The 13,450-nt window shown below is 72.9% G+C and carries 14 protein-coding genes; 7 read left to right on the forward strand and 7 right to left on the reverse strand.

The features are described 5' to 3' along the window. Positions 1-19 precede the first annotated feature (19 nt). Positions 20-982, reverse strand: coding sequence for an SIS domain-containing protein (locus ACWD01_RS14875; RefSeq protein ID WP_451161723.1), 963 nt, complete (start codon positions 980-982; stop codon positions 20-22). 60 nt (positions 983-1,042) lie between these two features. After that, the gene (locus tag ACWD01_RS14880; RefSeq protein WP_451161725.1) at positions 1,043-1,237 is read right to left on the reverse strand and encodes a hypothetical protein; all 195 of its coding nucleotides are present in this window, start codon (positions 1,235-1,237) and stop codon (positions 1,043-1,045) included. Between the two features lie 66 nt (positions 1,238-1,303). Here ACWD01_RS14880 and ACWD01_RS14885 point away from each other — a divergent pair, with 66 nt between their 5' ends. Beyond that, complete coding sequence (locus tag ACWD01_RS14885) at positions 1,304-2,101, forward strand: DeoR/GlpR family DNA-binding transcription regulator (protein WP_451161727.1); 798 nt, start codon at positions 1,304-1,306, stop codon at positions 2,099-2,101. 60 nt (positions 2,102-2,161) lie between these two features. Here ACWD01_RS14885 and ACWD01_RS14890 read toward each other — a convergent pair whose 3' ends face one another. The 4 genes from ACWD01_RS14890 to ACWD01_RS14905 form a co-directional block, all read right to left on the reverse strand. Beyond that, positions 2,162-3,121 (reverse strand): NEW3 domain-containing protein, encoded by a 960-nt coding sequence (locus ACWD01_RS14890; RefSeq protein WP_451161911.1) that lies wholly within the window; start codon positions 3,119-3,121, stop codon positions 2,162-2,164. 71 nt (positions 3,122-3,192) lie between these two features. Then, complete coding sequence (locus ACWD01_RS14895) at positions 3,193-4,632, reverse strand: Gfo/Idh/MocA family protein (RefSeq protein WP_451161729.1); 1,440 nt, start codon at positions 4,630-4,632, stop codon at positions 3,193-3,195. A 154-nt stretch (positions 4,633-4,786) separates the two neighbouring features. Continuing rightward, complete coding sequence (locus ACWD01_RS14900; protein WP_451161731.1) at positions 4,787-6,064, reverse strand: amidohydrolase; 1,278 nt, start codon at positions 6,062-6,064, stop codon at positions 4,787-4,789. A gap of 71 nt (positions 6,065-6,135) precedes the next feature. Next, entirely contained in the window at positions 6,136-6,996 is an 861-nt protein-coding gene (locus tag ACWD01_RS14905) for an alpha/beta fold hydrolase (RefSeq protein WP_451161913.1), read from the reverse strand. Between the two features lie 55 nt (positions 6,997-7,051). On the opposite strand from ACWD01_RS14905, the gene ACWD01_RS14910 reads away from it, so the two are divergent. The 4 genes from ACWD01_RS14910 (at position 7,052) to ACWD01_RS14925 (ending at position 9,981) form a co-directional block, all read left to right on the forward strand. Next, positions 7,052-7,627 carry a TetR/AcrR family transcriptional regulator gene (locus ACWD01_RS14910; RefSeq protein WP_451161733.1) on the forward strand — a complete coding sequence of 192 codons (576 nt, stop codon included), beginning with the start codon at positions 7,052-7,054 and terminating at the stop codon, positions 7,625-7,627. Positions 7,628-7,674: 47 nt separating this feature from the next. Then, complete coding sequence (locus ACWD01_RS14915) at positions 7,675-8,580, forward strand: carbohydrate kinase family protein (protein ID WP_451161735.1); 906 nt, start codon at positions 7,675-7,677, stop codon at positions 8,578-8,580. A 155-nt stretch (positions 8,581-8,735) separates the two neighbouring features. Further along, a complete protein-coding gene (locus ACWD01_RS14920) occupies positions 8,736-9,248 on the forward strand; it encodes a hypothetical protein (RefSeq protein ID WP_451161737.1) in 513 nt (170 codons plus the stop codon). A 172-nt stretch (positions 9,249-9,420) separates the two neighbouring features. Continuing rightward, complete coding sequence (locus tag ACWD01_RS14925) at positions 9,421-9,981, forward strand: hemerythrin domain-containing protein (RefSeq protein WP_451161739.1); 561 nt, start codon at positions 9,421-9,423, stop codon at positions 9,979-9,981. 121 nt (positions 9,982-10,102) lie between these two features. Here the strand turns inward: ACWD01_RS14925 and ACWD01_RS14930 are convergent, their stop codons facing one another. Continuing rightward, complete coding sequence (locus tag ACWD01_RS14930) at positions 10,103-11,611, reverse strand: alkaline phosphatase D family protein (RefSeq protein ID WP_451161915.1); 1,509 nt, start codon at positions 11,609-11,611, stop codon at positions 10,103-10,105. A gap of 265 nt (positions 11,612-11,876) precedes the next feature. Here ACWD01_RS14930 and ACWD01_RS14935 point away from each other — a divergent pair, with 265 nt between their 5' ends. Continuing rightward, a complete protein-coding gene (locus ACWD01_RS14935; protein ID WP_451161741.1) occupies positions 11,877-12,956 on the forward strand; it encodes an NAD(P)H-dependent amine dehydrogenase family protein in 1,080 nt (359 codons plus the stop codon). Beyond that, positions 12,953-13,432, forward strand: a complete 480-nt coding sequence (locus ACWD01_RS14940) for a carboxymuconolactone decarboxylase family protein (protein ID WP_451161743.1) — start codon at positions 12,953-12,955, stop codon at positions 13,430-13,432. Before ACWD01_RS14935 ends, ACWD01_RS14940 begins: the two co-directional genes overlap by 4 nt. The last annotated feature ends 18 nt before the right edge of the window (positions 13,433-13,450 follow it).

Consider the following 13,450-nt stretch of genomic DNA (forward strand, 5'->3'; position numbering starts at 1 on the left):
GCGGCGGCTGGGGCCGTCGTCAGGCACGGCTGTTCTCGAGGACGACGGACCGGGTGAGATTGCGGGGCCGGTCGGGGTCCTGGCCGCGCGACACGGCGATGAGGACCGCGAGCCGCTGGGCGCGGACCAGGTCGGCGAGCGGGTCGAGGTCCGGGCCGGTGCCCGTACCGCTGCCGGTGGAGTCGGCGACGAGGGTGCCACCGACGTGTGCGACGTCGTCCGCCAGGCCGTGCGGGAGCGGGCCGAACGCCCAGGCGACGCGGCCGGGACCGGTGATGCTGATCGGGCCGTGGCGGTACTCCATCGCCGGGTACGCCTCGGTCCAGGCGCCGGCGGCCTCCCGCATCTTCAGCCCGGCCTCCAGCGCCAGGCCGTAGGTCCAGCCGGTGCCGAGGAAGGTGAACTGCTCGGCACCGCACACGGCGGCGTCGAGCGGCTCCAGGACGGCCCGTTCGGCGTCGCGGATCGCCTCGTCGAGGGTCCGTACGCCGGCGGGCAGGGCGCCGTCCGCCTCCAGATGGGCGCGCAGCAGCGCGAGGTTGGCGGTGGCGAACCGGGTCTGGACGACGGACTCCTCGTCGGCGAAGTCCAGTACGGCGACGGCGTCGGCGGCCCGCATGACGGGGGTCGCGGGATCGGCGGTGATCGCCCCGGTGGGCACCGTGCCCTTCACCCGGTGCAGCAGGTCGAGGACCTCGGTGGTGGTGCCGGACCTGGTGATGGCGAGGACGCGGTCGTAGCGGCGGCCGTGCGGGAACTCGGAGGCGGCGAAGGCGTCGGTCTCGCCGTGACCGCCGCTCTCGCGCAGGGCGGCGTAGGACTGGGCCATGAACCAGGAGGTGCCGCAGCCGACGACGGCGACGCGCTCCCCGCGGCGGGGCAGGGCCGCGGTGTGCCGGGGCAGTGACTGGGCCGCCTGTCGCCATACGGCGGGCTGGGTGGCGATCTCGGCCGAGGTGCGGGAGGAGGTGTGGGCGGACACAGTGGCGTACTCCTTCGGGGAAGGGCGGGGCGGTGCGGATACGGCTGGGCCAGGACCGGTCTACTGCACCGGACCGGCGGTGGGGCCGGACGCCACCTGGCGTTCGGTGAAGGCGAACACGCGCCTGTCGGCAAGGACACCATGCCTCATCTGCATGAAGCTGCGCAATATGCGTCTCTTTCGAGCAATTGCGAGCACCCGTTCCATCCTGCCGGCGGGGCGTTGTGCGAACGTTGCCGTGATGCCCTCGCTCACCTGCCCGCTCCCGTGTCCCTTAGCGTGTCGAGAGCGCAGGGACCGATGCCCGAAGGAGTCCGACACATGTCCAAACACGAGCGGTGGAGCAGACTGCTGGAGTTGCTGGCCGCCGAGGGCAGGCTGGACGTCGAGGACGCCGCGACGGCCCTGGAGGTGTCGCCCGCGACCATCAGGCGGGATCTGGACGAGCTCGCCGAGCAGCAGATGCTGGTCCGCACCCGGGGCGGAGCCGTCGCGCACGGCGTCTCCTACGAACTGCCCCTGCGCTACAAGTCCTCCCGGCACGCCTCCGAGAAGCAGCGCATCGCCGCGGCCGTCGCCGAGCTCATCGGCGAGGGCGACGTGGTGGGTCTCAACGGGGGCACCACCACGACCGAGGTGGCGAGGGCTCTGGCACTGCGCGCCGGAGCGGGCCGGCGGGACTCGCCGGACGCGTCCGGCCCCTCGCTCACCGTCGTCACCAACGCGCTCAACATCGCGGGTGAGCTGGCCGTGCGCCCCCAGATCAAGATCGTGGTCACCGGCGGTGTGGCCCGGCCCCAGACGTACGAACTCGTCGGTCCGCTGACCGTGGGGGTGTTGAACGAGGTCGTCCTGGACGTCGCCGTCCTCGGCGTCGACGGCGTCGACCCCCGGCTGGGCCTGATGACCCACCAGGAGGACGAGGCCAGCATCAGCCGGCTCTTCGCCGAGCGGGCGCGCCGGGTCATCGTGGTCACCGACTCGTCGAAGATGGGCAGGCGCGCCTTCGCCAGGATCTGTGGGCTGGACCGCGTCGACGTCCTGGTGACCGACTCGGCGCTGTCGGCCGACATGGCGGCCCGGCTCGCCGAGGCCGGTATCAAGGTCCACGCCGTCTGACACGGCCACCGCGGACCACGGACGACGCCGGCGGCCGTGCGGCGGGGTCACCCGGACACGTCAGGGCGCGATCGCCATGTCGAAGACGTGGATGTGCCCGTTGCTCGGCAGGACCACGAACTCCACCTGCTTCGCGGGGTCCAGCGGGATCGAGTGGGCGAAGATCCGGTACGCGATGCCCGCGTTCCCGTACCCGCTCGGCCGGTTGCGGCCGTCGGACGAGGCGACCAGGGTCGCGCCATGGGCGTTCGCGGGATCGAACGACCAGTTGGGGAAGCCGAACGAGCCGGTGCCGCTGGTGCCGTCCGTGTAGTACACGGTGGCGCTGCCCGCCGCTCCGCCGGTGACGCCGGAGCCGAGGAGGACCAGCTTGCTTCCCTGGCCGCTCATGCTGATCGCCTGGCCGGTGCTGGACACGTTGCCCTTGGTGCCCGGCGCCGCGTCGGGCCAGGTCAGGTCGGCGCCCAGTGCCTTCACCCGGGCGCCCGGCGTGAGGCCCACGTCGGCGAGCTTCTGCGCGGAGAAGCTGTTGCCGTCACCGTCGTAGTCGCCCGGCGCGGTGTCGCTCTCGTCGGTGACGCCCACGTTGTTGTAGGCGGCGGCGAGGTTCGCCAGCGGGGTGCCGCTCGTCTGGGTGCGGGTGCCCGTCGCGGAGCCGGCGCCGTCCCCGCCCTTGTAGGCGGCCGTGGCGGTGAAGGTCCGTACGGTGAATCCGGACCGCTGCTCCGGCACCTGGATCCGGAACTCGGCGGCGGTGGTGGCGCCGGCGGCGAACGTGCCGGTGAAGCTGCGCGCCGCCGGCTGGACGGCCCAGCCGGCGGGGCCCTTGAACGACACCTCCAGGGACCGCATCCGGTCGGGTCCGGCGTTCTTGACGGTCACCGTCACCGAAGAGACGGCCGGTCCGTCCAGGTCGACCGGGGAAATCGTCACCTCGGTCGCCGCGGCGGCCGGGGCGGGTTCCGGTTCGGCGGCGACCGCGGCGGGCGCGGGGACGAGCAGCGTCGCTGCCACCGCCATGGCTCTGAGAGAGGTGATCAGTCCGGCTGGTCTCACTGACTGCTCCTTCGGTCGGGGGCGGGTGAGGGTGCTCAGGCGACGGGGGGCATCTCGGAGGTGCGGGAGTCGAGGCCCATGCGCAGATTCACCCAGGAGCCCCGGGTGAAGTCGGGGATCTCGACCGGACGGCCGCCCGCCGCGAGGGACTTGACGCTCAGCGGCACCGGCGCGCACCAGGCGGCGGAGTCGTAGACGTCGATGTCGGGGACGAGTCCGGCCCGCATCAGCTGGACGGTGCGCCACTGCAGCACGTAGTCCATGCCGCCGTGGCCGCCGTTGTTCGCGGCGTCGTCGCCGATCTTCTTCCACAGCCAGTGGTCGAACTCCTTGCGGTACGCGTCGAACGACCTCCACGCGTGGCCGCTGTGGTCGGGCTCGACGTAGATGCGGCCACCGCCGGTCGCCATGACGCCCGCGTAGTCCTCGAAGATGCCGCGGCTGCCGGCCAGGCTGTTGATCCGGCTGTACGGGCGGGGCGAGCTGACGTCGTGCTCGGCCCTGATGACCCGGCCCTTCGCGGTGTCGATCAGACAGGTGACCAGGTCGCCGTTGATGTAGGTCTCGTTCCACGAGGGGTGGGACCTCGGGACGAACCGCTCGCGGTAGTCGGCCAGTCCCTTGGGCTCGGTCGCGGTGGCCCGCAGTACCGTCATGCGGTCGCCGCGGTTGATGTCCATGGCGGCGGCGACCGGCGCGAGACCGTGCATCGCGTAGAAGGAGGCGGTGCTGCGGGTGTGCCACAGGCGCCGCCAGGCGTCGGTGTAGTACGTGTCGGAGAAGAGCAGGGCGCGCAGGTCGTGCAGATAGCCGCCGTGGCCGTTGGTGACGTCGCCGAACAGGCCCTCGTGCGCCATCTTCAGCATCGCCAGCTCGTTGCGCCCGTAGGAGCAGTTCTCCGCGAGCATCAGATGGCGGCGGGTGCGCTCCGAGGTGTCCACGAGGTCCCACAACTCGTCCAGTTCGGTGGCGACGGGCAGTTCCACGATGACGTGCTTGCCGGCCAGCAGCGCGTCCTTGCCCTGGCGGTAGTGGAACTCCCAGGGCGTGGCGATGTAGACGAGGTCGATGTCGTCACGCCGCAGCAGCTGTGCGTACGACTCGTCGGAGCCGCCGTACTCGGCGGGGCGCGGCTTCCCGTCGGCGGCCAGCCGGTCGGCGGTGCGCCCGGCCCGGTCCGCGCGGATGTCGCAGACGGCGGTCACGGTGCAGCCGGGGACGGCGGACCAGCCACGGCTCATCCCGGAGCCCCGGTTGCCGAGCCCGATCACGCCGACGCGGACGGTCCGGTGGACGTCGTAGGGCACGTCGATCATGGACTTCTGGCCCGGCGCCCGCCGCGGTGCGGGCGCCGGCGCCGGCGCGCCGCGGTCGAGGGGCGCCGCGTGCGCGGAGCCGGCGCCGGCCGCCAGCGCCCCGGTGGCCAGCGCTCCTCCCAGCAGCAAACGGCGTGAGACGGCGGGGATTTCAGGCATGAGGGCACGCTCCTCGGTCCGCGATTCGGCATCACTGGCGGGGACGACTCTCGCGGGACCGGCGCTGACATGTCAATAGATGTTCATAAGGCCGCCGTTACGAACAAGAACAAGCAAGGCGACAGGGGTCAGTGAGCACTGTGCGGGACCACCGTCACTCCGCGTCCCCGCGTACGAGCCACTGTCCCGCCGCGCCCAGGAGCGCCCGGACGCCGAGTTCGATGGTCGGGTCCTGGAGTGGGGCGTACAGCGGCGAGTGGTTGTACGGCACGCCCGGCGGCAGCCCGCCGCCCGTCAGCGCGGCCGGTGACGGGTCCGGGAACAGGGCCGGGTCCGCGCCGCCGAAGTGCCAGAAGACAGAGGGCACCTTCATGGAGGACCCGAAGGCGCCGAAGTCCTCGCTGCCGGTGATGGGTCGCGGCAGCGTCCACACCTGGGCCTCGCCCAGCACCGCTTCGAGTCCCGCCGTCGCGGTGGCCGTCGCGTCGGCGTCGTTGAGCATGAGGGGAAAGCTGTTGAGCGCGGTGATCTCCGGTTCCTTCGGCGCGCCGGCCGCGAGCGCCTCCGCCCGTACGATCCGTTCGACCGACGCGAGCACCCGGGTGCGTACGGCCGGGTCGGAGCTGCGGATGTTGATCTTCATCTCCGCCGTGTCCGGGATGATGTTCTCCTGGGTACCGCTGTGCAGGGATCCCACCGTGACGACGGCGGCCTGGTTCGCCCCCACCTCGCGGGACACCACGGTCTGCAGCCGCATCACGAGCGCGGCCGCCATCACCACCGGGTCGACGGTGTGCTCGGGCGCGGACCCGTGGCCGCCGCGGCCGAAGAGCCGTACGAAGAAGCTGTCGGAGGCGCTCATGACGGCGCCGGGCCGGGTGGCGGCGATGCCGGTCGGGATGGGCCCCACATGCTGGGCCAGGCACACGTCGGGGCGGGGGAAGCGCTCGGCGAAACCGTCGTCGATCATGGCCTGCGCCCCGCTGACCTCCTCGGCCGGCTGAAAGACGGCGACCACCGTGCCGCGCCACGCGTCCCGGTTGGCGGCGAGCAGGGCGGTCGCGCCCAGCAGGCAGGTGACGTGCATGTCGTGGCCGCAGGCGTGCATGACGGGCACCTCGGCGCCGTCCGCGTCGACGCCGGTCCGCGTGGAGGCGTAGGGCAGCCCGGTCGCCTCCAGCACGGGCAGGCCGTCCATGTCCGCCCGCAGCAGGACGACGGGCCCGGCGGCGGACCGGAGGACGCCGACCACGCCCGTGCCGCCCACGCGTTCGGTGACCTCCCAGCCCTGGTCCCGCAGCAGCTTCGCGACGACGCCCGCGGTGCGCACCTCCTGGAACGCCAGCTCGGGGTGGGCGTGCAGGTCCTGGTAGAGCTCCCGCAGTGCGGGGAGCCGTGCGTCGAGTCCGGTCAACAGCGGCGTCGCTCTCATCGGCGAGTGCGTCCTTTCCACGGCGGCTGGGCGGGATCACGGCGGTCCCGCGGGATCACCCGGCCACTGTGTCAGCCGGCCGGGTCCTCGCGGCGTGGGTTGGGTGACTCCTTGATGAAGCGGCGCAGTTCGGCGCAGAGGGCGCCGGGGTTGTCGAGCGGGACGAGGGTGCGGGCGCCGGGAATCTCGACGTACTCGCCGCGGGGCAGCAGGTCGGCGAGCCGCCGGCCGGTCGCGGGGGGCATCATCCGGTCCTCGGCTCCCCAGGCGACGAGCGCGGGGCCGCGGAACCCGCGCAGCCGCTCCGCCGCCCGCAGATAGGTGTCCTTGCGGGTGCTGCGCAGGAAGGCGTCGAAGTCCCGCCGGATCCGCCGGTCCGTGAGCAGCGGCCCGTACCAGCGGCGGACCATCGCGTAGGAGATGGGGTGCTTCGCCATGCCGCCGAGCGCGTTCGGCAGCCGGACCAGGAAGGGCACCCGGAAGGACTGCAGCAGCAGGAAGACGCCGCCGGGGATCCGGGACAGGACCTGCAGGGTCCTGCCCTGCACGCCGGGCGGGTAGTTCTCCAGCGCCTCGCACGAGGTGAGCACGAGCCGGTGGACCCGCTCGTCCCGTACGCCGACGAGCAGTTGGGCCGTCCCTGCGTCGTTCTGCACAAGGGTGACGTCCCGCAGGCCGAGCCGTTCCAGGAACTCGGCCACCAGGTCCGCCACGCCCTGTGCGGACACGTCGGCCCCGGGGTTCATCGGGGTGCGGTGGCTGCCGAGCGGCAGGACGGGCACCACGACGCGGAAGTCGGCGCTCAGCTCGTCCGTCACCCGGTCCCACACCGAGTCGTCGAAGGCGAGGCCGTGCAGCAGGACGACGACCTCGCCGCTTCCCCCGGTGTCCCGGTACGCGATGGTCCCGGCGCTCAACTCGATCTCCGACATCGGCATCTGTCCGGCCTCCTATTGGATTGATCGATCTAGTGAGAGACTAGCCGAGATGAGAACGACAGGCGATACCAGAGCGCGCATCCTGACCGCGGCGACCGAGCTCTTCCGGCGCCAGGGGTACACGGCGACCGGCATGAAGCAGATCCTCGCCACGGCGGACGCCACCTACGGCTCCGCATACCACTTCTTTCCCGGCGGCAAGTCGCAGCTGGGCGAGGAGGTGGTCCGCACCTCCGGCGCGGCCTACCTGGGACTGATCTCCGAGCTGTTCCAGGACCGGGGAACCGGCCCGGCGGAGACGACCGCGCAGGCGTTCACCGGGGCCGCGCAGACGCTGCTCGACCTGGACTTCGCCGACCCGTGTCCCATCGCGACCATCGCCATGGAGGTCGCCGGCACGAACGAGACGCTGCGGCTGGCCACCGCGGAGGTGTTCGCCTCCTGGACCGATGCCCTCGCCGGCTACTACGGCTCCTGCGGCGTCGCCGAGCCCCGCGCGACGGCGACCGCCGTGCTCGCGCTCCTCGAGGGCGCCTTCATGCTGGGCCGCGCCGCCCGCTCCACCGCCCCCGTCCTCGACGTCGCCCCCGCGGCCGCGGCCGTCGTCCGCGCCGCCGCCGGATGATCCGCGTGACTGCCACACGCTCGCTACCCGTGAAAGGAGACGCCCCCGTGATCGTCGTCGCCGGTGAGGCCCTGATCGACCTGGTGCCGCAGACCGGCGGCGGGCCGCCGGCACCTTTGCTGCCCGCCCGGGGCGGCGGCCCGTACAACACCGCGATCGCGCTCGGCCGGCTCGGCGCCCGGGTCGCGTTCTGTTCCCGGATCTCCACCGACGCCTTCGGCGAGTCGCTGACCGAGCGGCTGCGCGAGGCGGGCGTCGGGCTCGAACTGGTGCAGCGCGGTCCCGAGCCCACCACGCTGGCCGTCGCGTCGATCGGCGCCGGCGGCGCCGCGGCCTACACCTTCTATGTGGAGGGCACCGCCGACCGGCTCTTCGAGCTGCCGCCCGAGCTGCCCGCCGCCACCCGCGCCCTGTCGCTGGGCACCTGCTCGCTGGTGCTGGAGCCGGGGGCGAGCGCGTACGAGGAGCTGATGCGCCGGGAGGCCGGGCGGGGCGTCTTCGTCGCGCTGGACCCGAACGTCCGGCCCGGTCTGATCCCGGACGCGGACGCCTACCGGGCCCGGTTCAGGAGCTGGCTCCCCCATGTCTCGCTGCTCAAGCTGAGCGAGGAGGACGCCGGCTGGCTCGGCGCCGACGCCCGGGAGCTGGTGACCGCCGGTCCCGCCGCGGTCGTGACCACCCACGGCGGGGACGGGCTGACGGTCCTCACCCGCGGCGGGACCGCCGTCTCCGTCCCCGCCGAGCCGGTCGAGGTGGTCGACACCATCGGGGCGGGCGACACGGTGAACGCGGCACTCCTGCACGCCCTGGCCGAGCGGAACCTGCTGTCCCCGGACGCCGTGGCGTCGCTGTCGCCGGGCGGCTGGCGCGAGGTGCTGGGCCTCGCCGCCAGGGCCGCGGCGCTCACCTGCGCGAAGGCTGGGGCGGAGCCTCCGTACGCCCGCGAGCTGTAGCACGGCCCGGCTGGGGCACCGGGGCGTGACGTACGTCATTTGCCGCTGGGGACGACGGCGGTAGTTTCGCCTCACCATCCCTTGAGGTCTCACCGTTCCCCATACCTCACCATCCCTCGAAGCCTCACCCATTCTTCCGAAACGGGCGGCCCGCTGTGCATGCTGATCTGTCGCCGCTCATAGCCGCGACCACCACCTGGCTGACCCGCGCCTACCCTGCGGTCGGCGGGGCGATGGCGTCCGCGCTGTGCGAGGCGCAGGCGCGCCAGGCGGTCACGGTCGCCGCGCTGCTGCGGTATCCGACGCCGATGGACGCCTCCCTAGCCGCCCTGGCCGGCCCGGGCGGCTCCGGCAGGCTCGACGGTCTGAGCGACACGGGCCACGCCGGCGGCGACTCACCGCAGGAACATGCGTGGCGGAGCTGGGTGGACGAGGTCGTCGCGAGCTGGGCCGCGTGTCTGCTCGGCAGCCCGGAGCTCGCCGCCGACGCGGTGGCCGGGCTCGCGGAGGAGGTCCCCGGGGTGTACCGGCGTCTCGTCTCGCCCGACGGGAGCGACCGGCGGGCGGCCGCGCTGCTGCGCCATCCGGACCTGCTGGCCCCGGTCGCCGAGCTGCACGCCGAGCAACTCCGTACGAGACTCCGCGCCGCCGTCCCCGACGCGGCCTGACACGCGCGGACCCGCCGCGCGAAAAGATCGCGGACCGGTCATGAAATCCACCAGGTGGCCGCCGCCCGGTGCGCGCGCCGGAGCCGGGCACCCGCGTTAGGGTCGCCGGTGAGGCGGGGCAGCCAGGCCCGTGGGGGGATTCTTCGCAGCGAGCGAGAGAGGACGCCAGGACATGGGACACGGCGGAAACGTCATCCAGGAGTTGACGGCCGACCACCGCGAGGTCGACCAGCTGTTCGCCGAGATCGACGCGTTGGGCCCCGGGGCCCCTGGGCGCCGGGAACTGGCGGACGAGCTGACCAAGGAACTCGTGCGGCACTCGGTCGCCGAGGAGGAGTACCTGTACCCCGCGGTCCGCCGCTTCGTGGACGACGGTGACGACCTGGCGGACCAGGAGGTCGCCGACCATGCCGAGGTCGAGCGCCTGTTGAAGGAGCTGGAGGGCTGCGACGCGGGCGACCCCCGTTTCGACACCCTGATCACGCAGCTGAAGACGTCGGTCACCTCGCACGTCTCCGACGAGGAGAAGCGGCTGTTCCCGCTGCTCGCCGAGTCGTGCAAGCCCGACTTCCTGATGGAACTGGGAGAGAAGGTCCGCCGGGCCAAGGAGACCGCCCCGACCCGCCCGCACCCCTCGACCCCGGACACGCCGCCGGCCAACAAGCTTCTCGCCCCCGGCATGGGCATGGTGGACCGGGTCCGCGATCTCCTCACGAGCCGCGGCAAGGGCTGACCGCCGCAGCGCACAGCGCGTCCCAGGAGCCCGGCCCCCGCGCGGGGGCCGGGCTCCTCGCCGTGCGCGTCGCCGGCGCCGGCGTCGGTGCCGGGTCAGTGTGTCGGTGTCGGTGTAGCTGTCAGACCTGGACGCCCGGGACGCCGTCCACGACGACGACGCCGGCGCGGGTGGTGATCGGGGCGCCGGGCCTGGTCACGTACGGCAGGACCCGGAAGTCGCTCGTCCAGCGCTCGCGGTCGACATGGACGCGCACATAGCCGCGCTGTGCGTTGAAGAACTTCATGTGCGGGTTGGCGGCGAGGAACTTGGTGCCGTCGGCGTTCATGTCGGCGCCGTCGCCGCCGCTGGTGATGGACGTGCCCACGAACTCGGCCCCGACCGTGGCGGATTCCGGGTCGGCGTAGTCGCGCTTGAGGTCCCAGGCGTAGTTCTGGTGGCGGTCGCCCGTGATGACGACGAGGTTGCGCACGCCGCGGGCGTCGGCCTCGGAGAGCAGGCGGTTGCGCTCGGCCACGTAGCCGTCCCAGGGGTCCGTCCAGACGGTCGCGCCGGGGCCCGGGTCGTGGTCCGTCTGGCCCATCGGCGCCTGGTTGCCGAGCACCTGCCAGCGGGCGGGCGAACGGCTGAACCCCTTGAGGACCCAGTCGCGCTGGCGGGCCCCGAGCAGGGTGCGGTCCGGGGCGAAGCGGTCGGCGCAGTCGGCGGAGAGGCCGTCGCCGCAGGGCTGGTCGTCGCGGTACTGGCGGGTGTCGAGCATGGTGAAGTCGGCGAGCCGGCCGTAGGAGAGCCGGCGGTACATCTGGACGTCGGGACCGGCGGGCAGCTGGGCACGGCGCAGCGGCGCGTGCTCGTACAGGGCCTGGAAGGCGTCGGCCCTGCGCTGGACGAAGGGCTTCGGGTCCTGGTCCTTCTCGGGTATGCCGTCGGCCCAGTTGTTCTCGACCTCGTGGTCGTCGAAGGTCATGATCCACGGGAAGCGGGCGTGCGCCTGCTGGAGCGGGGCCTCGGACTTGTAGAGGCCGTACTGGAGCCGGTAGCGGGCGAGGTCGAGGGTCTCGGTGTGGAACCTGGCGTCGGTAGTCACACCGCGCCGGTTGGACTTGACGCCGTACTCGTAGAGGTAGTCGCCGAGATGCACCACCAGGTCGAGGTCCTCCTCCGCCATGTGCTCGTAGGCGGTGAAGTAGCCGTCCTGCCAGGCCTGGCAGGAGGCGAAGGCGAACCTGAGCTCCTTGGGGGTCGTCCACGGCAGCGGGGTGGTCCGGGTGCGGCCGGCCGGTGAGATGTAGGAGCCGGCACGGAAGCGGTAGTAGTACTCGCGGTCGGGCTCCAGGCCGTGGATCTCGGGGTGCACCGAGTGCGCCAGTTCGGGCGTGGCGACGACGCTGCCGCGGCGCACGGCGCGCCGGAACCGCTCGTCCCGGGCGACCTCGTAGTGGACGCGGACGGGCTTCGCCGGCATGCCGCCCTTGCCGTCCTGGGCGAACGGATCGGGGGCCAGGCGGGTCCAGAGCACCACGCCGTCGGACAGCGGCTCGCCCGAGGCGACGCCGAGCGAGAAGGGGTCACTCTTCATGGCCGGGGCGGCGAAGGCCGCGCCGGAGCCCCACTCGCCGGTGCCGAGCATCAGCGCGGCCGCGCCCACGCCGCCGAGACCGAGCAGCTGCCGCCGGGAAAAAGGACGTACGCCCACAGGATCCTCCTTGGCCGTTCGGTGGGAACAGCCGGGAGTCTTCTGGCGGTTGGTGTCGGACGACCGCCCGCGATGTGGCCGCTGCCCCAGATCTGCGTGAACGGCCGTCCGGCCGGTGCCCGGTGCGGCATGGCGGCCGCCCGCATTGCCCGGTGCGCGGCTCTGGGAACCTGTGGACCCCGGCGCTACCCTCCGCCGCATGATTCCGACCGTGGTGTGGGGTACGGGCAATGTCGGCCGGGCGGCCATCCGCGCCGTGGCGGCGCATCCGGCGCTCGGTCTGGCGGCCGTGGTGGTCCACGACCCGGCGAAAACCGGCCGGGACGCGGGTGAACTCGCCGGTCTGGGGCGGAAGCTGGGCGTCGCGGCCACCGACGACTCCGGCGCGGTCCTGGCCGCCCGCCCCCGCGCGGTGGTGTACGCGGCGTCCGGCGACCTCCGCCCCGACGACGCCCTCGCGGACGTGCTGCGGGTGATCCGGGCGGGAGCGGTGGTCGTCACGCCGTCGCTGTACGGCCTCTACGACCGGCGGGGCGCCCCGCCGGAGCTGCGGGAGCCGGTGCTGTCCGCGGTCGAGGAGGGCGGCGGTTCGCTCTTCGTCTCCGGCGTCGACCCCGGCTGGGGCAACGACGTGCTGCCGCTGCTGGTCAGCGGGCTCGCCACCACGGTGGACGCCGTCCGCTGCCAGGAGATCTTCGACTACTCCACGTACGACCAGCCCGACTCGGTCCGGCAACTGATCGGCATGGGGCAGCCGATGGCGTACCAGCCGCCGATGCTCGCGCCGTCCGTCCCGACCATGGTGTGGGGCGGGCAGATACGGCTGATGGCGAGGGCGCTCGGCGCCGAGGTGGACGAGATCCGGGAGACCGTGGACCGGTGCCCGCTGGACACCCGGGTGACCACCCGGTCGATGGGCGGGTTCGAGGCGGGCACCCAGGGCGCGGTGCGGTTCGAGGTGCAGGGCGTCGTCGGCGGTGAACCCCGCATCGTCGTCGAGCACATCACCCGTATCCATCCGTCCTGCGCGCCCCACTGGCCCTCGCCGCCCGACGGCGCCGGCGCCCACCGGGTGATCATCGAGGGCCGTCCGCGGATCAAGGTGACGGTCTCGGCCACCGACGAGGACGAGAACCGGTCCGCGGGCGGGAACGCCACCGCGGTGGGCCGGCTGGTGAACGCCCTCGACTGGCTGGTGGACGCCGGCCCCGGACTGTACGACGCGCTCGACGTCCCGCTGCGCCCCGCGGCCGGCCGACTCGGAAGGAGACCGCTGTGAACATCGACGTCCCCGAGGGCAGGAACCCGATCGAGTACGTGTGGGGCGAGATGGTCCCGGGCATCGGGCCCGCCGCCGCGGACCTCTCCCTGGCGGTCTACGCCCGGACGACGCTGGGGCTGCGGGAGTTCGAGGCCGCGCGGTTGCGGATCGCGCAGATCAACGGGTGTCTGTTCTGCCTCGACTGGCGGACGGATCGCGACGGGCAGCGGGTCGAGGACTCGTTCGCGGACGCGGTGACCCGGTGGCGCACCACCGACGCCTTCGACGACCGCACCAGGCTGGCCGCCGAGTACGCCGAGCGGTACGCCCTGGATCACCACGGCCTCGACGACGCGTTCTGGGCGCGGATGACCGCGCACTACAGCCAGCGCGAGATCGTGGAGCTGAGCATGAGCATCGGCTCCTGGCTGGCGTTCGGCCGTCTCAACCGTGTGCTGGGCCTGGACACCGCGTGCGCCCTGCCCGGGCATTGAGGGCCGGCGCGGCGCGGC

It is taken from the genome of Streptomyces sp. NPDC002835 (assembly GCF_053591995.1).

Excerpts from the sequence above, each read along its gene's own strand:
- ACWD01_RS14885 (WP_451161727.1), top strand. The coding sequence starts at position 1,304 with ATGTCCAAACACGAGCGGTGGAGCAGACTGCTGGAGTTGCTGGCCGCC.
- ACWD01_RS14890 (WP_451161911.1), bottom strand. The coding sequence starts at position 3,121 with ATGGCGGTGGCAGCGACGCTGCTCGTCCCCGCGCCCGCCGCGGTCGCC.
- ACWD01_RS14895 (WP_451161729.1), bottom strand. The coding sequence starts at position 4,632 with ATGCCTGAAATCCCCGCCGTCTCACGCCGTTTGCTGCTGGGAGGAGCG.
- ACWD01_RS14900 (WP_451161731.1), bottom strand. The coding sequence starts at position 6,064 with ATGAGAGCGACGCCGCTGTTGACCGGACTCGACGCACGGCTCCCCGCA.
- ACWD01_RS14905 (WP_451161913.1), bottom strand. The coding sequence starts at position 6,996 with ATGTCGGAGATCGAGTTGAGCGCCGGGACCATCGCGTACCGGGACACC.
- ACWD01_RS14910 (WP_451161733.1), top strand. The coding sequence starts at position 7,052 with ATGAGAACGACAGGCGATACCAGAGCGCGCATCCTGACCGCGGCGACC.
- ACWD01_RS14925 (WP_451161739.1), top strand. The coding sequence starts at position 9,421 with ATGGGACACGGCGGAAACGTCATCCAGGAGTTGACGGCCGACCACCGC.
- ACWD01_RS14930 (WP_451161915.1), bottom strand. The coding sequence starts at position 11,611 with ATGCTCGGCACCGGCGAGTGGGGCTCCGGCGCGGCCTTCGCCGCCCCG.
- ACWD01_RS14935 (WP_451161741.1), top strand. The coding sequence starts at position 11,877 with ATGATTCCGACCGTGGTGTGGGGTACGGGCAATGTCGGCCGGGCGGCC.